Raw genomic sequence first — 17668 nt, 5'->3', positions numbered from 1 at the left:
GGCCACCGCCCTCCTTCCGTAGGGTGGCCGGCATGGCCGAACACCCCACCCCCACGACCTCCGACGCCGACGAAACGCCGCGCGTCGTCACCCCGCGCCCGGAGCAGGCGTCCGCCGTCCTGGACCTGGCCGACCGCGCCGGGGCGGCGGACGGTCATCCCCCGCTCTCGGACCAGACGCGCGTGCTGCTCGCCCGCGGCGGCCAGCTCTGGTGGGGGGCCACCCAGGGTCCGGACGGGGCGATCGACGGGGCGGCCGTGCTCGTGCCCGAGGGCGCGGCGGCCGTGCTCGAGCTCGTCGTCGACCCGGCGGCACGCCGCACCGGCCGGGGGACGGCCCTGGCCGACGCCGCGGCCGCCGCGGTCCGAGACCTGGCGCGGGAGGACACCACGAGCGTCTGGGCCCACGGCATGCTCCCGGGCGCGGTCCGGCTCGCCCGGCGGCACGGCCTCGAGCCCGTCCGCGAGCTGCGCCGGATGCGCCTGTCGCACGCGGCGCTCGCCGCCCTGCCGGAGATGCGGCTCGCCGACGGGGTGGCCCTGCGCGGCTTCGTCCCCGGCCAGGACGAGCAGGCCTGGCTGGACGTGAACGCCGCCGCCTTCGCGGACCACCCCGAACAGGGCAGCCTGACCCGCGCCGACCTCGAGGACCGCATGGCGGAGGACTGGTTCGACCCCGACGGCCTCCTGCTCGCCGCCCGCGAGGCGGACGGGCGGCTGCTCGGCTTCCACTGGACGAAGGTGGAGCCGGATGTGGGAGGCGACGGCCCGCGCGTCGGGGAGGTGTACGCCGTGGGCGTCTCCCCCGACGCCCAGGGCCTCGGCCTCGGTCGGGCCCTGACCCTGGCGGGGCTGCACCGGATGGCGGAGCAGGGGGTCGACGTCGTGGACCTGTACGTGGACGCGGACAACACGGCCGCCGTCACGCTCTACACGTCCCTCGGCTTCGAGCTGTTCGCCGCCGACGCCCAGTACCGCCGCCCCTGAGACCCTCGGGCCGGGACCGGCCGGGCACATCCCGGCGGCCTCGTATCCTGGTGGAGCCGGCCCCCGCGGGGTCGGCCACGCCCCGTGCCCTGCCCCAGCAGTCGTCGCGGCCGCCGCACCCGAGAGGAACCCGCCCCATGCCCTCGTCCCACGCCGACCGCGTCGCTCGCTGGTCCACGGAGGACCGCGTCTCGGAAGGCCCCCGCGCCGAGGTGCTGGCCGCCGGCATGCTGCCGTGGCGCCGCGTGCCCGGCGGCCTCGAGGTGATGGTGATCCACCGGCCCCGCTACGACGACTGGTCGTGGCCCAAGGGCAAGCTCGATCCGGGTGAGACGCTGCCGGAGTGCGCGGTGCGCGAGCTGCGCGAGGAGGTCGGCCTCGAGCTGAGGCCGGGCATCCCGCTGTGCGTGACCGAGTACGAGGTGCCCGGCAAGCGGGGCGCCCGTCGGAGCAAGGAGGTCTGGTACTGGGCCGCCGAGGTCGACGGCCAGCGCGCCCGCCCCGACGGCGACGAGGTGGACGAGGTCCGCTGGGTCGGGCCGGACGAGGCCCGGCGGCTGCTGACGAACGACTCGGATCGCGAACCGCTCGACCTGCTGCTGCGTGCCGCCTCTCGGGGGCGCCTGCGGACCGTGCCGCTGCTGGTGCTGCGCCACGCCAAGGCCAAGCCCCGCTCCTCGTGGTCGCGCGCCGAGCAGGAGCGTCCGCTGGCGGCGACGGGCCGGCGGCAGGCGCTCGCCGTCGAGGGCCTCGTGGCGGCCTGGCGGCCGGGGCGGCTGGTCTCCTCCCCGTGGCGCCGCTGCGTGGAGACGCTGGCCCCGCTCGTGAAGTCCAGCAGGCTGCCGCTGAAGACCAAGGGCGCCTTCACGGAGACCACGGCCCGGGAGAAGCCCAAGAAGACCCGCAAGGTGATGGCCGAGCTCATGGGCCGCTCCCGGCCCCTGGTCGTGTGCACGCACCGGCCGGTGCTGCCGACGCTGTTCGAGGTGGTCGAGGACGCCGCCGCCGGCCAGGCGGACCGCGTGCTGCGGGCCCTGCCGACCGAGGATCCGTGGCTGCGGCCCGGCGCCGTGCTCGTGGCGCACCGCGCCCTCGACCTCGACGGCGACGTGGTGGCCGTCGAGGTCTACGACCCCTGGGACGACTGAGCCGCCCGCACCGGCCTCGGCCCGCACGACCGGGCGACCGTTGAGCAGGCCCGCCCCCGGCCCTAGGCTCGGGTCATGGAGAACACCGCCGCCCAGAGCCAGCCCGAGAAGATCGTCCACGAGCGCCTCACGGTGACCCGGGACCCGGACCGACAGCGCTTCGAGCTGCGCCAGGACGGGACGTTCATCGGGTTCCTCGGCTACGACCAGGAGACCGTGCGCGGCGAGGACGGCGAGGACACCGTGGTCCTGCGCCTGCAGCACACCATCATCGACGAGCAGTTCGGCCGCCGCGGCTTTGCCCGCGCCCTCGTGACCATGGTCCTGGACCGGCTGCGCGCGGAGGGTGACCGGATCGTGCCCGAGTGCTCCTACGTGGAGGACTACCTGCGCCGCTACCCCGAGTACCAGGACATGGTGTTCCACGGCTGACCGGGGGCAGGGGGCCTGCCCTGCCGGCACCCGCCTCCCCGCCGTCCGGGCCGCGGGCTGGGATGCAGCCCGCCTGCGCCGGGCCGTCGACGACGCTCAGCGCGTCTGCTCGGATCGCTAGAGTGGGCCGGGTGAGCATCCCCACCCCCTACGAGGACCTCCTCGCCGACGTGATGGCCCACGGGGCCGTCAAGACGGACCGGACCGGCACGGGCACGCGCAGCGTGTTCGGCCGCCAACTGCGCTTCGACCTGGCCGAGTCCTTCCCGCTGATCACGACCAAGCGCGTGCACTTCAAGTCGGTCGCGCTCGAGCTGCTGTGGTTCCTGCGCGGGGACTCGAACGTGCGGTGGCTCCAGGAGCGCGGCGTGCGGATCTGGAACGAGTGGGCGGACGAGGACGGCGAGCTCGGCCCCGTCTACGGCGTGCAGTGGCGCTCATGGCCCACCCCGGACGGGGGCCACATCGACCAGATCGCCAAGGTCGTGGAGCAGATCCGGACGAACCCCGACTCGCGCCGGCACATCGTCACCGCGTGGAACCCAGCCGAGGTGGACGAGATGGCGCTGCCGCCCTGCCACGCGCTGTTCCAGTTCTACGTCTCCCCCGGTCAGGACGGCGCCCCCGGGCAGCTCTCGTGCCAGCTCTACCAGCGCTCCGCGGACCTGTTCCTCGGCGTGCCGTTCAACATCGCCTCGTATGCGCTGCTCACGGTGATGGTCGCGCAGCAGACCGGGCTGACTCCCGGCGAGTTCGTGTGGACCGGCGGGGACGTGCACATCTACGCGAACCACGAGGAGCAGGTGCGCGAGCAGCTCTCCCGCGAGCCGTACCCGTACCCGCGGCTGCGGCTGCGGCGCACCCCCGCGTCGATCTTCGACTATGACTACGAGGACTTCGAGGTCCTCGACTACCGTCACCACCCCACCATCACGGCGCCGATCGCCGTCTGAGCCGAGGATGCGCAGCGACCCCATGAGCCGGGCCACCCGTCCCACCGAGCCCGTGATCGCCATGATCTGGGCCCAGACCCCCGAGCGCGTCATCGGCCGCGACGGCACCATGCCGTGGCACGTCCCGGAGGACCTCGCCCACTTCCGGGCCCACACGCACGGCCACCCCGTGATCATGGGCCGGCGCACGTGGGAGTCGTTCCCGGCGCGGTTCCGCCCGCTGCCCGGGCGCACGAACATCGTGGTCTCCCGCACCCTGACGGCCACCGAGGAGGCCGGCGCGGAGCTGCGGGCCGCGGGCGCCGTCGTCGTGCCGGACTTCGGGGCGGCCCTGGCCGCCGCGGCCGAGGCCGACGGTTGTGACACCGTGTGGGTGATCGGCGGGGCGACGCTGTACGAGCAGGCCCTCGACGTGGCCTCGCGCGCCGAGGTGACCCTGATCGACGCGGACGTCGACGGCGACACGCACGCCCCGCCGCTCGACGCCCGCTGGCGGCGCACCGCCGTCGACCCCGCCCCCGACGCGTGGCTGGACTCCGCCTCCGGCCCGCGCCACCGCTTCGAACGATGGGAACGCGACTGACATGGCCCCGACCGACTCCGACCAGCGTCTGCTCTCCCCGCAGGCGGTCACGTTCCTCGCGCTCGTCGCCCTGCCCGTGCTGGCGTTCGTGTGCGCCGTGTTCGGGCTGATCCTCGTGCTGCAGGGCAAGACCATCGCCGGCCTGGTGTTCCTGCTCGTGCTGACCCAGGTGTTCGCCGTGGGCGGTCTCATCGCGTGGAACAAGCGGAAGCGCGCGCAGCAGGGCCGCTAGCCTGGAGGGCATGACTTCCGCTGCCCCCGCATCTGTGAACGCCCCCGACACGGCCGCCGTGCCCACCGTGGGCCTGGTCGGCTGGCGCGGCATGGTGGGGTCCGTCCTCCTGCAGCGCATGGTCGAGGAGGGTGACTTCGCCCGCGTCCATCCGGTCTTCTTCTCCACGTCCAACGCCGGCGGCCCCGCGCCCGTGCTCGAGGGCATGGCCGGCGACCCGGGCGTGCTCCAGGACGCGTACGACGTGGACGCGCTCACGGCCCTGCCCGTGATCCTCACCGCGCAGGGCGGGGACTACACGCAGGCCGTGTACCCGAAGCTGCGCGCCGCCGGCTGGGACGGCATCTGGATCGACGCCGCCTCCACCCTGCGCATGGCGGACACCTCCGTGATCGTGCTGGACCCCGTGAACCGCGACGTGATCGACGCCGCCCTGGCGAACGGGACGAAGGACTTCATCGGCGGCAACTGCACCGTGTCCTGCATGCTCATGGGCCTGGGGGGCCTGTTCAAGGCGGGCCTGGTCGAGTGGGGCACCGCCATGACCTATCAGGCGGCCTCCGGCGGCGGCGCCCGGCACATGCGCGAGCTGCTCACCCAGTACGCCGAGCTGGGCGGTGCGGTGCGGGCCGAGCTGGCCGATCCGGCGTCGGCGATCCTCGAGATCGACCGGAAGGTGATCGAGCTGCAGCGCGGCGGCCTGGACTCGACGCAGTTCGGCGTGCCGCTGGGCGGCTCGCTGATCCCCTGGATCGACTCCGACCTGGGCGACGGCGTCTCCCGCGAGGAGCGCAAGGCCTACGACGAGACCAACAAGGTGCTCGGGCTGACCGGGGCGGACCGGATCCCGTTCGACTCGCTGTGCGTGCGGATCGGCGCCATGCGCTCCCACTCGCAGGCCCTCACCCTCAAGCTCACCCAGGACGTGCCGTTGGACGAGGTCGAGCAGATCATCGCCGCGGACAACGAGTGGGTGCAGGTGGTGCCGAACACCAAGGAGGCCACGGTCACCGACCTGACCCCGATCGCCGCGACCGGCACCCTGCAGATCCCCGTCGGCCGGCTGCGCAAGCTCAACATGGGTCCCGAGTACCTCTCGGCGTTCACCGTCGGCGACCAGCTGCTGTGGGGTGCGGCCGAGCCCGTGCGCCGCATGCTGATGATCGCCACCGGCAACCTCTGAGCCGCGACGCCGGCGCCGAGGCGCGCACCCGGCTCCCGTTTTCGTTCGGGAAACGGCGGGTGTTCGCACGTTGTCGTTCGGGAAACGGCGCCCGCGCCGCCAAGGCGCGCCGTTTCCCGAACGAAAGCACTCCTGGCGGCGCCGTTTCCCGAACGAAAGTGAGGGGTCAGAGGCTGGTGCCGATGATCATCGGCTCGGGGTGCAGCTCGACGCCGAAGCGTTCGCGCACGCCGTCGCGCACGGTGCGCGCGACCGTCAGGACGTCCTCGGTGGTCGCGTCGCCGCGGTTGGTCATGGCGAGGGTGTGCTTCGTGGACACCGACGCGCGGCCCCCGGCCAGGCCGGTGCCGTCGGCTCCGCGGCCGTCCGGCCCGCCCTCGCGGGGGGCGACCTCGGGCAGCCCGAAGCCCTTCGCGAAGCCCGCGCGATCGATCAGCCAGGCCGCCGAGAGCTTCACGAGCGGCGTCCCGTCCTCGGCCTGGCCGGCGGCGAACGCCGGGGCGCCGTCGGGCAGGGAGGCCCGCACGGACGCGGGCACGATCGGGTTTGTGAAGTAGCTGCCCGTGGACCACGTGTCCGGGTCCGCCGGATCGGACACCATCCCCTTGGCGGCGCGCAGGGCCAGCACCTCGCGGCGGACCACCGCGAGCGGGGCATGGGCGCCCTCCTCGACGTCGAGCGCGGCCGCCAGCTGCCCGTAGCGGACCGGCGCCGTCGGCTCGGCGTCGGAGGAGGCGCGACGCAGCCGCAGGTCGATCGAGAGCACGATCCACCGGGGACTCGGCGCGCCGGTCTCCAGCATGGAGCGCTTGATCACGGAGTCGCGGTAGCCGAAGCGCAGGTCCGCGGGCGTCAGCTCGACGACGTCGCCCGCCTCCCGGTCCCACGCGCGCAGGGCGACGAGCACCTGCGAGACGTCCGCACCGTACGCGCCGACGTTCTGCACGGGCGTCGCGCCGGCCGAGCCCGGGATGCCCGAGAGCGCCTCGATCCCGCCGAGCCCGTGCGCCACGGTCCATGCGACGGCGTCGTCCCACGGATGGCCCGCCGCGACCCGCACGACGACGGCCTCCCCCTCGTGGCCCGCGAGCCGGGCCCCGTCGCCGACGGGCGGCGCCTCACCCTCGCCGGGCACCGGCCCGTCCAGCACCCCGATGCCCTCGAAGGCCAGCCGCACGACGGTGCCGGGGAAGCCGGCGTCCGCCATGAGGGTGTTGGAACCGCCGCCGAGGACGAACAGGGGCTCGCCCGCCGCGTCGGCGGCGCGCACGGCCTCGATCGCCTCAGCCTCGGTGCGCGCGGTGACCCACGCGCGCGCGGGCCCGCCGACGCGGGTGGTGGTGTGGTCCGCCAGCCGCTCGCTCACGCGCTCTCCCCCGCGGGGTCGGCCAGGCGCACCACGGCCTGCGCCTTGGTCAGCACGCGCGGCTTCGCCGCGTCCGGGTTGGTGACGTTCAGGTCGATCCGCACCGTCCCGGCGGCCTCGTCCACGGCGCCGACCGTGCCGACGACCTCGAGCGTGGCACCGGGGACGGGCGCGCCGTCGTCGTCCGTGCGGACCGTGGTGTCCGCGACGGGCACCATGCCGGTGAAGCGGGTCTGGTAGTCGACGACGGCGCCCGGGTCGCCCGCCCATTCCGAGACGAGCTGCACGGCCGCGCCCATGGTGAGCATCCCGTGGGCGATGACGCCGGGCAGGCCGACGTGCTCGGCGAACGACGGGGACCAGTGGATCGGGTTGCGGTCGCCGGAGGCGCCCGCGTAGGCGACGAGGTCGGCGCGGGTGAACGTGACGGTGCGCGTGCCGACCACCTCGCCCCGGGCGAGGTCGGACAGGCGGGGGGCGGTGCTCATCAGGACTCCTCTCCCCGGACCAGCAGGGTGGACGTGACGGTGGAGACGGCCGCGCCGTCCAGATCCGCGATCTCGGTGACGGTGGTGACCATGCGGTTGCCGCCGAGGGCCTTCACGGCCTCGACCCGCACGGTCGCCACGACCTCGTCCCCGGCCACCAGCGGGCGGTGGTGGACGAAGCGCTCGTCCGCGTGGACCACCCGCGAGAAGTCGATCCCCAGCTCGGGATCGGCGACGACGGCGGCCTCGGCGCGCTGGGCGATGACGACGGCGAAGGTCGGCGGGGCGACCAGGTCGGCGTGTCCCAGGGCCCGGGCGGCCGCGACGTCGTGGTGCGCGGGATGCTGGGCCTGCACGGCCTCGGCGAAGACGCGGACCGCCTCACGACCGACCTGGAAGGGGGGCGCGGGCGGATAGCTCCGCCCGGCGACGTCGGGGTTCACGCTCAACTCGGGCCTCCTGCGGGACGGTTCTCGACTGCCGTCCAGCCTAACGGCCGGGGCGCCGCTCCCCCTGCCGGCGGGCGGCCTGGCGGAAGCGCACGAGCTGAGCGGACAGGTGAACGGCGACGCCCGCGCCGAGCACGCCCAGGGCGGTCCCGGAGACGGCGAGGCGTCCGGTGGTGCCGCCGACGACCGCCAGCACGATGCCCACGAGGAACAGCGCGGAGCCGGTCAGCACGAGGGTCCGGTACAGCCGGGAGCCGTGCTCCCACGGGGAGACGAAGCCGCGGGGCGCGGCGGTGCCGCGGGTGGGCTGGTGGGCGGGGCGACGCGTGGACATGCCCGCCAGGCTACCGGGGCGACGGACGGGCCCCGGAACGCGAAAGGACCCGGCCCCTCCGAGGAGGTGACCGGGTCCGTCCGATTCCGTAGCGGCGGGGGGACTCGATCCCCCGACCTCACGATTATGAGTCGTGCGCTCTAACCAGCTGAGCTACGCCGCCACGACACGAGAACGCCCGCACTCACGGTTTTCACGCCGCGAGGGCGGGCTCTCATGTCAGAGCCCCGACCGGGAATCGATCCCGGGACCTCCATCTTACCAAGATGGCGCTCTACCACTGAGCTATCGGGGCAACGAGGTGAGACTCTACCAGGGCCCCGGGGCCGATGCAAAATCGGCCCCGGTCACGGCCTCCGGCGGGGTCGGCACCCCGGCGGAATCAGCGGCGGGCGCCCCGATCCGAGCGCTCCTGGGCGCCCCAGCGGGGCTTGCGGCCGCCGGGGCGTCCCCTGCGGTCGCCACGGAAGCTGCGGTCGTCCCGGTCCTTGCGGAAGCCGCCACGATCCTCGCGGGAGCCGCGGTCGTCCCGGTCCTTGCGGTACCCGCCGCGCTGGCCGCCGTCGCGGTCCCCGCGGAAGCCGCCGCGCTCGCCGCGCTCGCCGCGGTCCTTGCGGAAGCCGCCGCGGCGCTCACCGCGGTCCTCGCCGTCGCGCTCGGCGCGGGTCGGGCGACCGGTGTCCTTGCGCAGACCGAGGCGACGGCCGTTGATCTCCGCGTTGGCCGCGGCCTCGAGCTGGGCCGAGGTCAGGTCCGCCGGCAGCTCGACGAGCGAGTGGTTGCCGCGCAGGTCGATCGCGCCGATGGCGGAGGCGGGCAGACCCACCTCGTTCGCCAGCGCGCCCACGATGTTGCCCGGCCGCACGCGGTCCTGGTGCCCGACGGCGATCCAGTACGTCGCGTTGCCGGCCGCGGGTTCCCGGGCCGGGCCACGCGAGCCGCGGCCGTCACCGGTGCCGCGCTCACGGCCGCCGTCGCGCCCGCCCTCGCGGCCGCCGTCGCGGTCCTTGCGGCCCCGGCCGCCGCCGAACGGGATCTCCTGTTCGCGGGCCAGCAGCGGGCGACCGCCCTGGGCCATCATGCCCAGTGCGGCGGCCACGCGCGCCGGCTCGGCCTCGTGCTCGTCGACATATGCGGCGACGATCTCGCCGAACACCGCCAGCTCCTCCTCCGAGGCGCGCTCGAGGGTGCGGGTGATGCCGTCGGCGAAGCGACGCTTGCGGGCCGCGTTGACGTCGGCGACGGAGGGCACGGCCATCTCCTCGACCTGCTGGCGGGTGGTCCGCTCGATCTGCTTGAGCAGGAAGCGCTCACGCGGGGTCATGAAGAGCACGGCGTCGCCCTGCCGGCCGGCGCGGCCGGTGCGGCCGATGCGGTGCACGTAGGACTCGGCGTCCTGCGGGATGTCGTAGTTGACCACGTGCGAGATGCGCTCGACGTCCAGGCCGCGGGCGGCGACGTCGGTGGCCACGAGGATGTCCACGCGGCCGGCCTTCAGGTCCTCGACGGTCTTCTCGCGCTGCTTCTGGGCGATGTCGCCGGAGATGGCCACGGCCTTGAACCCGGCGCGCGTGAGCTTCTGGGCGAGCTCCTCGGTGCCGGCACGGGTGCGCACGAAGGCGATGACGCCGTCGTGCTCCTCGGTCTCGAGGATCCGGCTCAGGGCCTCGAACTTCCACTGGTGGCCCACCTGCAGGTAGCGCTGGCGGATGGTGGCGGACGTCGTCGACTGACGGGCGACGGCCACCTCCTCCGGGGCGTTCAGGTACTGGGCGGAGATGCGGCGGATGGCCGGGGGCATGGTGGCGGAGAACAGCGCGGTCTGCTTCGTGTCCGGGGTGGAGGCGAGGATGCGGTCCACCTCCTCCGCGAAGCCCATGCGCAGCATCTCGTCCGCCTCGTCCAGCACGAGGGTCTGCAGGTCGGAGAGGTCCAGCGAGCCGCGCTCGAGGTGGTCGATCACGCGGCCCGGCGTGCCGACGACGACCTGCGCGCCCCGGCGCAGGCCCGCCAGCTGCGGGCCATACGGGGAGCCGCCGTACACGGCCAGCACGGAGACGTCGTCGAGGTGCTTGGCGTAGCTGTCGAAGGCGTCGGCCACCTGGAGGGCGAGCTCGCGGGTCGGGGCGAGGACGAGCACCTGCGGGGTGTCCGCGCGCCCGTTCACGTCCGTGGTCTCGGCGAGCCGGGACAGCGCCGGCAGCGCGAACGCGCCGGTCTTGCCGGTGCCGGTCTGGGCCAGGCCCACGACGTCGCGGCCGTCCAGCAGCAGCGGGATGGTCGCCTCCTGGATCGGCGAGGGGCGGGTGTAGCCCAGCTCCTCGACGGCGGCCAGCACGCGGGCGTCCAGGCCGAGGTCCAGGAAGGTGGGGCCGGCGGGCTCGGCGGGGGCCTCGGGGGCGGCGGGCTCGGCGGCGTCGACCTGCGGGACGGTCCCGGTGGCCTCCTGCTGCGCCTCGGCGAGCTCGGGGGCAGCCTCGGCGGTGGTCTGGGGATCGAGGATGTCGGACATGGGTCCTCCTGTGGGGATGCGCGGGCGCACGCCCGAGGACGTCGGTCGCGGGTCGACGTCGTGGGGCGCAGGGGCCAGCTGGGTCAGATGATTCCGTCCACCCGGCAGCCCCCGAGGGCCACGACGTTCGTGGCCCGCACACACATCTGCAGTCCGGCGTGGCACACGCGTCCACGCTCACTCATCACAGGGGGAGAGACCGGATCCGGTCAGCCCAGTCTACGCCACCGGATCCCGGGCCGGGCTGTGCCCTCGGACACCCCGGCCGCGCACCGGCCGGGACGATAGGCTCGGCACGTGCCCCAGAACAGCGAAGACCGCCCCCTCGCCCGCGGGCTCGGCCGGGCCGCCGGCCGCGCCGCCCAGTCCTTCCGGGAGAATCAGCGGGCCGACGACGCACGGCTGCGCGCCGAGCGCGCCCGCCTCACCGCCGAGGACGAGGAGCGCCTGGAACGGCGCCGCGCGGACCGCGAGCGCGACCTGGCCGCGCGGGACGCGGCCGAGTCCGACGCCGGCCTCGTCCACCCGCTCCTGAAGGTCGCGCGCCTCTACTGGCTCGCGGTCACCGTGGTGCTGATCGGCATCGCGGGCGCGTTCTTCTGGAACGGGGCCCGCGCACAGGACAGCGGCGAGCCCGTCATCGATCCACTCACCGGCATGGAGTCGGTGGGCGTGCTGGGCGGCGCGACGGGGCAGTTCACGATGGGCACCGCCGTCGCCCTGCTGGCCGCGGCGTCCCTGTGGGGCTGGATCGGTCTGCTGCGCCGCCGTCGTTCGGCGATCGGGACCCTGACGTTCATCGCCGTCCTGCTGGCCGCCCCCGCGTTCCTGCGGGCCAACGGCCTGCTGATCATCCTCGCCGTCGTGATGCTCCTGGGCGCCGCGCTCGTCTGGCTGCCGCCCGTGCGCTCGCGCGTGCGGCGCTGAGCCCGCGCGTCCCGCCCCCGCCGACGGGCGGCGGCGCCGCTCAGTCCTCCACGGGACGGGCGGAGACGACGACAGGCCGGGCCGTGGCGAGGTCGTACTCCATGACCTGACGGCCACCGATCCACACGCGCAGGGCCCGCTGCATGACATCGAGCGGGTCGCCGGACCAGAGCACCAGGTCGGCGTCCTTGCCCACCTCGAGGGAGCCGATGCGGTCGTCCAGCCCGAGCACGCGCGCGGGATGCAGGGTGATGGCGCGCAGGGCGGTCTCCCGGTCCAGGCCCTCCTTCACCGACAGCGCGGCCTGGTAGACGAGGAAGTCGATGGGCACCACCGGGTGGTCGGTGATGATGCTGATCTCGACGCCGGCCCGCGCCAGACGCCCCGGATTGCGCATCGAGCGGCCCCGCAGCTCCGGCTTGGACTTGGTGGTGAACAGCGGGCCGATCAGCACTGGCACGCCGCGGGCCGCGAGCTGGTCGGCCAGCGGGTGCGCCTCGGTGCCGTGGTCCAGGACGAGGTCGTAGCCGAACTCGTCGGCCAGGCGCAGGGCGGTGGCGACGTCGTCGGTGCGGTGGCAGTGCTGGCGCCAGGGGATCGTGCGCTCCAGGACGAGGGCGAGGGCGTCGAGGTGGGGGTCGCGGGTGAAGGGCTTGCCCTCGCGCTCGGCCTCCGCGCGGCGGGCCATGTAGCCCTGCGCCCGCAGGAACGCCTCGCGGATCACGAGGGCGGTGCCCAGCCGCGTGGACGGGGTGCGGCCCTTCTCCTTGTAGACGTTCTTCGGGTTCTCGCCGAGGGCGGACTTCACGCCCGAGGGGCTGCGCAGCACCATCTCGTCCACGGTGCGTCCGTGGGTGTGCAGCGCCACCGCCTGGCCGCCGATCGGGTTGCCCGAGCCGGGGTTCACGTTCACGGTGGTCACCCCGCCGGCCAGGGCGTCCTTCCAGCCCGGCTCGTTCGGGTCGACGGCGTCGATCGCCCGCACCCCGGCCATCACCGGGTCCGTCATCTCGTTGACGTCCGCGGTCGCACCGACCTCGCCCTCGGCATGCATGCCGAGGTGGACGTGGGCATCCACGAAGCCGGGCAGCAGCCAGCGTCCCTCGCAGTCCACCACCTCGGCGCCGTCGGGCGCCTCGACGTCGGGGCCGAGCGCGGTGATCCGGCCGTCCTCGACGAGCAGGGTGCCGTCGAACGGCTCGGCGGCGACGGGGACGACATGGGCGTTGACGAAGGCGGTGAGGGTCATGCCCATCACACTACGCCGCCCGGTGCTCCCCACCCGTGCGCAAACCTCTGGCACCGACGTCGGCGGGTCAGAGGCTGTCCAGAGCCCGCTCCAGGTCCGCCACGAGGTCCTCGGCGTCCTCGATGCCCACCGACAGGCGCAGCAGGTCGTCCGGGACGGCCAGCTCGGTGCCGGCCACGGAGGCGTGGGTCATCTCCGCCGGGTAGTTCATCAGCGACTCGATGCCGCCCAGGGACTCGGCGAGCTGGAACAGGCGGGTCGACTCGGCCACGCGGCGAGCCGCCGCGGCGCCGCCGGCCAGGCGCATCGAGACCATGCCGCCGAAACCGCGCATCTGGCGCTGCGCGAGCTCATGGCCGGGGTGGTCCGGCAGCCCCGGGTAGAGCACCTGGGAGACCTCGGCGCGGCCGGTGAGCCACTCGGCGACGGCCTGGGCGTTGGCCTGGTGGCGGTCCATGCGCACCCCGAGCGTCTTGAGGCCGCGCGTGGTCAGGTACGCGTCCAGGGGCCCGTTCACGGCCCCCGCCGCGAACTGCTGGAACGTCACCTGCTCGGCGAGTGCGGCGTCCGGGATCACGAGCGCCCCGCCGATCACGTCCGAGTGGCCGCCGATGTACTTCGTGGTGGAGTGCACCACCACGTCCGCGCCGAGGGCGATCGGGGACTGCAGGTACGGCGTCGCGAAGGTGTTGTCCACCACGAGCAGGGCGCCGTGCGCGTGGGCCGCCTCGGCGACCGCGGCGACGTCGGAGATCTTCATCATCGGGTTGGACGGGGTCTCCAGCCACACCATGACCGGCCCCGCGGCGGCGGCGCGCTCGACGGCGGCGGCGACCTGCTCGGCGTCCCCCATGTCCACGACGACGTGCTCCACGCCCCACGGGGCGAGCACGCGGGAGATGAGGCGGTAGGAGCCGCCGTACACGTCGTTGCCGAGCACGATCGTCATGCCCGGCCGGCCCGCGCCCATGATCAGCGCGGTCTCCGCGGCCAGGCCGGAGGCGAACGTGAGGCCGGTGGCCCGGGGGGCGCCGGACTCGTCGACGCCCGCCTCGAGCGCGGCCAGCTGCTCCTGCAGCGCGTCCCGGGTGGGATTGGTGCCGCGGCCGTAGTCGTAGCCGCGCCGCAGCTCGCCGACGGCCGTCGGCGCGTACGTGCTCGAGAGGTGGATCGGCGGGACGACGGCGCCGAACACCTCATCCAGGTGCTGGCCCGCGTGCACGGCGCGCGTGCCGAAGCCTCCCCCTCGGGGGTGGGCGGGGGCGTCTTCGGCGCCGGTGTCGGGGGTGGTGGCGTGCGGGTCCTCGTGGACGTTCTGCTCGGTCATCTCGGGAGCCTCCTCGGAGAGATCGGATCGGGTGGGGCGGGCGCGGCCGGTGCGGCCGGCCTCAGGCGGTGACGTGGGCGAGGACGTCGTGCAGGGTGACGACGCCCTGGACGCGGCCGGCCTCGAGCACCAGCAGCACGGGGTCCTGGGCGAGGCGGCGGGCGACGGCGCGCAGCGGGGTGCGCGCCCCCAGGCTGGGCAGCACGGGGCCCATGACGTCGGCGACGGGGGTCTGCGCGGTGGCCCGCCCCGCGGCGAGGGCGTCCGCGAGCGCGGCCGCGGAGACGGTGCCGCGGACCTCGCCGATCCGCAGGTCGTGCCGGGGCTCGAGGACCACGGGCAGGGCATCGACGCCGTACCGGTTCATGGTCGCGACGGCGTCCGCCACCGAGGTGGTCGGGGCCGCGGTGACGAGGGTGGGCACGGATCCCGGGAACAGGTCGGCCTTCTCGGTCAGCAGCTCCCCCGCCGTCGCGGACCAGCGGTCGGTCTCGGCGGGGGCGCCCGCGCGGGTCGCCAGCTCGGCGTCAGCGTGCTCGAGCACCTCGACGGGCGTGCCGGCCCCGCCGGCGGCCCCCGTGGCGCCGTCGTCGTCCGTCTGCGGGACCGCCGAGCGGGTGCGCCCGCGCGCCCACGCCGGCAGCACGGTCTCGCGGACGTCGTAGTCAAAGCCGCGCTCGTCCATCCACGGGTCGTTGAAGATCTTGGCGAGGTAGCCGCGGCCCGAGTCGGGCAGCACGATCACCATGACGTCCTCCGGGCCGAGCTCGCGGGCGGCGCGCAGGCCGGCGACGACGGCCAGACCGGAGGAGCCGCCCACGAGCAGGCCCTCCTCGGCGGCGAGGCGGCGGGTCATGGCCAGGGCCTCGGCGTCCTCGACGGCGATGACCTCGTCCGGGACCGCGGGGTCGTAGTTGTCCACCCACATGTCCTCGCCGACACCCTCGACGAAGTAGGGCCGGCCGGCGCCGCCGGAGTACACCGAGCCGCTGGGGTCCGCACCGATCACGCGGACGGGCCCGGACGGGCGGTCCGCCGAGACCTCCTTGAGATAGCGGCCGGTGCCCGTGATGGTGCCGCCCGTGCCGGCGCCCATCACGACGTGGGTGACGCGGCCGGCCGTGTCCTCCCAGATCTCGGGGCCGGTAGTCTCGTAGTGGGAGGCCGGGGCGGCGGGGTTGAAGAACTGGTTGGGCTGATAGGCCCCGGGGATCTCCCGCACGAGGCGGTCGGCGACCCCGTAGTAGGACTCCTCGGACGTCGGGTCCACGGCGGTGGGCGTGACGACGAGCTCGGCGCCGTACGCGCTGAGCACGTCCCGCTTCTCCTGACCCACCTTGTCCGGGGTGACGAACACGGTGCGGTAGCCCTTGAGCTGCGAGACCAGGGCCAGCCCTACGCCCGTGTTGCCCGAGGTGGGCTCCACGACGGTGCCGCCCGGGCCGAGCAGGCCCTCGCGCTCAGCCTCCTCGATCATCTTCAGCGCGATGCGGTCCTTCACGGAGCCACCGGGGTTCAGGTACTCGACCTTCACCAGCACGGTGGCCTCGATGCCCTCCGTCACGGAGTGCAGCTTCACGAGCGGGGTGTGCCCGATCAGCTCGAGGACGTTCTCGGCATACTGCATGGGCTGCGCAGGGGTGGGCGCGGGGGTCTGTTCAGTCACGCACCCCACGCTACGCCAGGGGCCGGACGCCGAAGGAGGGCTCCGGACACGCGGGGCAACGCCCGGCGTGCGCGCCGTCACGGCCGACGTCGTCATGTCCGGGCCCGGGTGTACGGTGCGGGCATGACCGCCCCGGACGCCGAGCGCCGCGTACGCGTGCCCGTCCCCGTGGACGTCGCGCTCACCCTGCGCCCCCTGCAGCGCGGTGCGGCCGACCCCACGGTCCGCGCCACACCGCAGGGCGTCTGGCTCACTCTGCGCTCCCCCGCCCCGGACGTGGCGTCGGGCGGCCCGGGCCGGCCGACGTCGTTGCTGGTCTCCGTCGTCCGGGAGGCCGCAGGGGGCGGCACCGCGGTGACGGCCCGCGCGTGGGGCGCGGGCGCGCGCACCGCCGTCGCCGACGTGGAGCGTCTGCTCGGCCTGCACGACGACGGCTGGGCCGCCTTCGACGCCCTGCTGCGGCCGGACTCCGGCGCGCCCGCGCTGCCGCGGCACGTGCGCGAGGCGCGGCGGACGCGGGCCGGGCTGCGGCTGCCGGCGGCGGGCGCGCTGTCCCGGCAGCTGCTCACCGCCGTGCTCGAGCAGAAGGTCACCCACGACCAGGCGCGGCACGGCTGGCGCACCCTCGTGCGGCTGGCCGCCCGGATCGACGACGACGGGCCCGCCCCCGGCCCGGTGCCGCCGGGGATGCTGCCGCCGCCGACCCCGGCCGCCGTCCTGCGGATCCCCTCGTGGGACTGGCATGCGCGGGCCTGGGTGCAGCCCTCCCAGTCACGGACCATGCTGGAGGTCGCCCGGCGGGCCGCGAGCATCGACCGGCTCGGCGACGCGGTCGCCCCCGGGGACACGGCCGGGGTGGCCGCGCTGGCCCGGCGCCTGGAATCGGTGCCCGGGATCGGGCCGTGGACCACGGCCGAGGCGCTGCAGCGCAGCCACGGGGCGGCGGACCTCGTCTCCGTGGGCGACTACCACCTGGCGCAGTACGTGGGGCAGGTCCTCACGGGACGCCGGACCGACGACGCCGGGATGCTCCGCCTGCTCGCGCCGTGGGCCGGGCACCGGCAGCGGGTGGTGCGGATGATCGGGCTCTCCGGAGAGCGCAAGCAGGGGTTCGGACCCAAGCTCGCCCCGGCCGACCACCGCGCCCACTGACGCGACGCCGGGTCGGCCGAGGCCGTGCCGGCGCGTCCGCGTGACCCCTCCGCTCCTGCACAGGCCGCTGCTCCCGGCGTGTCCTCCCCAGCCCCGGCCGGGTCCGACCGGCCGCCCGCCCCGGGTTCCTAGCGTGGGCGATGCCGCCCCGACCGGCGCGGCGCCGCCGGGACCCTGATGAGTCCCCACCCGGGAGGAGACCGCCATGACCACCGCCTTCGAGCCCCGCCCGCACACCGCCGCCGCCCCGCGCGAGCCCGACCCGCACGGCCCCGGCACGCCCGGCTCCCTGCGTCCGGGCGCGCGTGGCTCCGTGCTCATCGTGACCCGCCATCCCGACCCGGACGAGGCCATGCGGCACGCGATGGCCTGGATCACCGCCTTCGAGGAGGACTGCGGCCTCGTGCTGGACACGGACGAGACCGCGCTCTACGCCGTCGGCCGGGCGGGCGACCTGGGCGAGGCCCTGCGTCGCGGCCCCCTGGTCCACGAGGACGGCAGCCCCGCCGACACCTCCGCGTTCGTGGACGCGGTGCTCACGGACGGCACGTGGCGCCTGCGCGACGCCGACCCGCGGGCGTGGTCGACCACCTACCGTGCCGCCATCCTGGGCGCCGCCCCCGAGGCGGTCTGCACCATCTGGGACGTGTTCCCGCTGCCCGCCGCCTGAGGGTGACGGCC

18 protein-coding genes and 2 tRNA genes are annotated in these 17668 nt (G+C 74.8%); 10 read left to right on the top strand and 10 right to left on the bottom strand.

Annotation, left to right across the window (positions count from 1 at the left end):
• The first annotated feature begins 32 nt into the window (after nt 1–32).
• The 7 genes from mshD to asd all read left to right on the top strand — a co-directional run bounded on the left by mshD (nt 33) and on the right by asd (nt 5517).
• Nucleotides 33–986, top strand: a complete 954-nt coding sequence (gene mshD, locus AC0VX4_RS02480) for a mycothiol synthase (RefSeq protein ID WP_475464543.1) — start codon at nt 33–35, stop codon at nt 984–986.
• Nucleotides 987–1123: 137 nt separating this feature from the next.
• Complete coding sequence (locus AC0VX4_RS02475) at nt 1124–2134, top strand: NUDIX hydrolase (RefSeq protein WP_475464542.1); 1011 nt, start codon at nt 1124–1126, stop codon at nt 2132–2134.
• 75 nt (nt 2135–2209) lie between these two features.
• Entirely contained in the window at nt 2210–2566 is a 357-nt protein-coding gene (locus tag AC0VX4_RS02470; RefSeq protein WP_002854752.1) for a GNAT family N-acetyltransferase, read from the top strand.
• A 122-nt stretch (nt 2567–2688) separates the two neighbouring features.
• Nucleotides 2689–3519, top strand: a complete 831-nt coding sequence (locus AC0VX4_RS02465; protein WP_063188680.1) for a thymidylate synthase — start codon at nt 2689–2691, stop codon at nt 3517–3519.
• A gap of 22 nt (nt 3520–3541) precedes the next feature.
• Complete coding sequence (locus AC0VX4_RS02460) at nt 3542–4102, top strand: dihydrofolate reductase (protein WP_475464541.1); 561 nt, start codon at nt 3542–3544, stop codon at nt 4100–4102.
• Nucleotide 4103: 1 nt separating this feature from the next.
• On the top strand, nt 4104–4334 hold the full coding sequence (locus AC0VX4_RS02455; RefSeq protein ID WP_060775029.1) for an NF038396 family protein: 231 nt from the start codon (nt 4104–4106) through the stop codon (nt 4332–4334).
• A gap of 10 nt (nt 4335–4344) precedes the next feature.
• Nucleotides 4345–5517 carry an aspartate-semialdehyde dehydrogenase gene (asd, locus tag AC0VX4_RS02450; protein WP_475464540.1) on the top strand — a complete coding sequence of 391 codons (1173 nt, stop codon included), beginning with the start codon at nt 4345–4347 and terminating at the stop codon, nt 5515–5517.
• Between the two features lie 166 nt (nt 5518–5683).
• Here the strand turns inward: asd and AC0VX4_RS02445 are convergent, their stop codons facing one another.
• From AC0VX4_RS02445 to AC0VX4_RS02415, 7 genes are all read right to left on the bottom strand, one after another.
• Nucleotides 5684–6883, bottom strand: a complete 1200-nt coding sequence (locus tag AC0VX4_RS02445; RefSeq protein WP_475464539.1) for a UDP-N-acetylmuramate dehydrogenase — start codon at nt 6881–6883, stop codon at nt 5684–5686.
• On the bottom strand, nt 6880–7371 hold the full coding sequence (locus AC0VX4_RS02440) for a MaoC/PaaZ C-terminal domain-containing protein (protein ID WP_170720998.1): 492 nt from the start codon (nt 7369–7371) through the stop codon (nt 6880–6882). Before AC0VX4_RS02440 ends, AC0VX4_RS02445 begins: the two co-directional genes overlap by 4 nt.
• Complete coding sequence (locus tag AC0VX4_RS02435; protein ID WP_170721001.1) at nt 7371–7820, bottom strand: FAS1-like dehydratase domain-containing protein; 450 nt, start codon at nt 7818–7820, stop codon at nt 7371–7373. The genes AC0VX4_RS02440 and AC0VX4_RS02435 overlap by 1 nt, the downstream gene beginning before the upstream one ends.
• A 40-nt stretch (nt 7821–7860) precedes the next feature.
• On the bottom strand, nt 7861–8154 hold the full coding sequence (locus AC0VX4_RS02430; protein ID WP_041103577.1) for a hypothetical protein: 294 nt from the start codon (nt 8152–8154) through the stop codon (nt 7861–7863).
• 89 nt (nt 8155–8243) lie between these two features.
• A tRNA-Met gene (locus AC0VX4_RS02425) sits at nt 8244–8317 on the bottom strand.
• 60 nt (nt 8318–8377) lie between these two features.
• Nucleotides 8378–8449: transfer RNA gene (locus AC0VX4_RS02420), tRNA-Thr, on the bottom strand.
• 87 nt (nt 8450–8536) lie between these two features.
• Nucleotides 8537–10666 (bottom strand): DEAD/DEAH box helicase, encoded by a 2130-nt coding sequence (locus tag AC0VX4_RS02415; RefSeq protein WP_475464538.1) that lies wholly within the window; start codon nt 10664–10666, stop codon nt 8537–8539.
• Between the two features lie 297 nt (nt 10667–10963).
• Between AC0VX4_RS02415 and AC0VX4_RS02410 the strand changes: the two genes are divergently transcribed.
• On the top strand, nt 10964–11593 hold the full coding sequence (locus AC0VX4_RS02410; RefSeq protein ID WP_475464537.1) for a hypothetical protein: 630 nt from the start codon (nt 10964–10966) through the stop codon (nt 11591–11593).
• A 40-nt stretch (nt 11594–11633) separates the two neighbouring features.
• Here the strand turns inward: AC0VX4_RS02410 and AC0VX4_RS02405 are convergent, their stop codons facing one another.
• The 3 genes from AC0VX4_RS02405 to AC0VX4_RS02395 form a co-directional block, all read right to left on the bottom strand.
• Nucleotides 11634–12842, bottom strand: coding sequence for an amidohydrolase (locus AC0VX4_RS02405; protein ID WP_475464536.1), 1209 nt, complete (start codon nt 12840–12842; stop codon nt 11634–11636).
• A gap of 67 nt (nt 12843–12909) precedes the next feature.
• A complete protein-coding gene (locus tag AC0VX4_RS02400) occupies nt 12910–14169 on the bottom strand; it encodes a cystathionine gamma-synthase (RefSeq protein WP_475464535.1) in 1260 nt (419 codons plus the stop codon).
• A gap of 61 nt (nt 14170–14230) precedes the next feature.
• Nucleotides 14231–15796, bottom strand: a complete 1566-nt coding sequence (locus AC0VX4_RS02395; protein ID WP_475464671.1) for a pyridoxal-phosphate dependent enzyme — start codon at nt 15794–15796, stop codon at nt 14231–14233.
• Between the two features lie 162 nt (nt 15797–15958).
• Here AC0VX4_RS02395 and AC0VX4_RS02390 point away from each other — a divergent pair, with 162 nt between their 5' ends.
• Complete coding sequence (locus tag AC0VX4_RS02390) at nt 15959–16987, top strand: DNA-3-methyladenine glycosylase family protein (protein WP_475464534.1); 1029 nt, start codon at nt 15959–15961, stop codon at nt 16985–16987.
• Nucleotides 16988–17192: 205 nt separating this feature from the next.
• Nucleotides 17193–17657, top strand: coding sequence for a hypothetical protein (locus AC0VX4_RS02385; protein ID WP_002856878.1), 465 nt, complete (start codon nt 17193–17195; stop codon nt 17655–17657).
• Nucleotides 17658–17668 lie beyond the last annotated feature (11 nt).

Source organism: Micrococcus sp. 63XJN7_8_ISO-PGPR-S23-253, from assembly GCF_056173425.1.
Note: the sequence above shows the minus strand (reverse complement) of the source record. Positions and strands in the feature narration are given on the sequence as shown.

Bases quoted from the DNA above. Each gene is read 5' to 3' on its own strand.
- mshD (WP_475464543.1), top strand. From the start codon at position 33: ATGGCCGAACACCCCACCCCCACGACCTCCGACGCCGACGAAACGCCG.
- AC0VX4_RS02475 (WP_475464542.1), top strand. From the start codon at position 1,124: ATGCCCTCGTCCCACGCCGACCGCGTCGCTCGCTGGTCCACGGAGGAC.
- AC0VX4_RS02470 (WP_002854752.1), top strand. From the start codon at position 2,210: ATGGAGAACACCGCCGCCCAGAGCCAGCCCGAGAAGATCGTCCACGAG.
- AC0VX4_RS02460 (WP_475464541.1), top strand. From the start codon at position 3,542: ATGAGCCGGGCCACCCGTCCCACCGAGCCCGTGATCGCCATGATCTGG.
- AC0VX4_RS02455 (WP_060775029.1), top strand. From the start codon at position 4,104: ATGGCCCCGACCGACTCCGACCAGCGTCTGCTCTCCCCGCAGGCGGTC.
- asd (WP_475464540.1), top strand. From the start codon at position 4,345: ATGACTTCCGCTGCCCCCGCATCTGTGAACGCCCCCGACACGGCCGCC.
- AC0VX4_RS02440 (WP_170720998.1), bottom strand. From the start codon at position 7,371: ATGAGCACCGCCCCCCGCCTGTCCGACCTCGCCCGGGGCGAGGTGGTC.
- AC0VX4_RS02430 (WP_041103577.1), bottom strand. From the start codon at position 8,154: ATGTCCACGCGTCGCCCCGCCCACCAGCCCACCCGCGGCACCGCCGCG.
- AC0VX4_RS02415 (WP_475464538.1), bottom strand. From the start codon at position 10,666: ATGTCCGACATCCTCGATCCCCAGACCACCGCCGAGGCTGCCCCCGAG.
- AC0VX4_RS02405 (WP_475464536.1), bottom strand. From the start codon at position 12,842: ATGACCCTCACCGCCTTCGTCAACGCCCATGTCGTCCCCGTCGCCGCC.
- AC0VX4_RS02400 (WP_475464535.1), bottom strand. From the start codon at position 14,169: ATGACCGAGCAGAACGTCCACGAGGACCCGCACGCCACCACCCCCGAC.
- AC0VX4_RS02395 (WP_475464671.1), bottom strand. From the start codon at position 15,796: ATGCAGTATGCCGAGAACGTCCTCGAGCTGATCGGGCACACCCCGCTC.
- AC0VX4_RS02390 (WP_475464534.1), top strand. From the start codon at position 15,959: ATGACCGCCCCGGACGCCGAGCGCCGCGTACGCGTGCCCGTCCCCGTG.
- AC0VX4_RS02385 (WP_002856878.1), top strand. From the start codon at position 17,193: ATGACCACCGCCTTCGAGCCCCGCCCGCACACCGCCGCCGCCCCGCGC.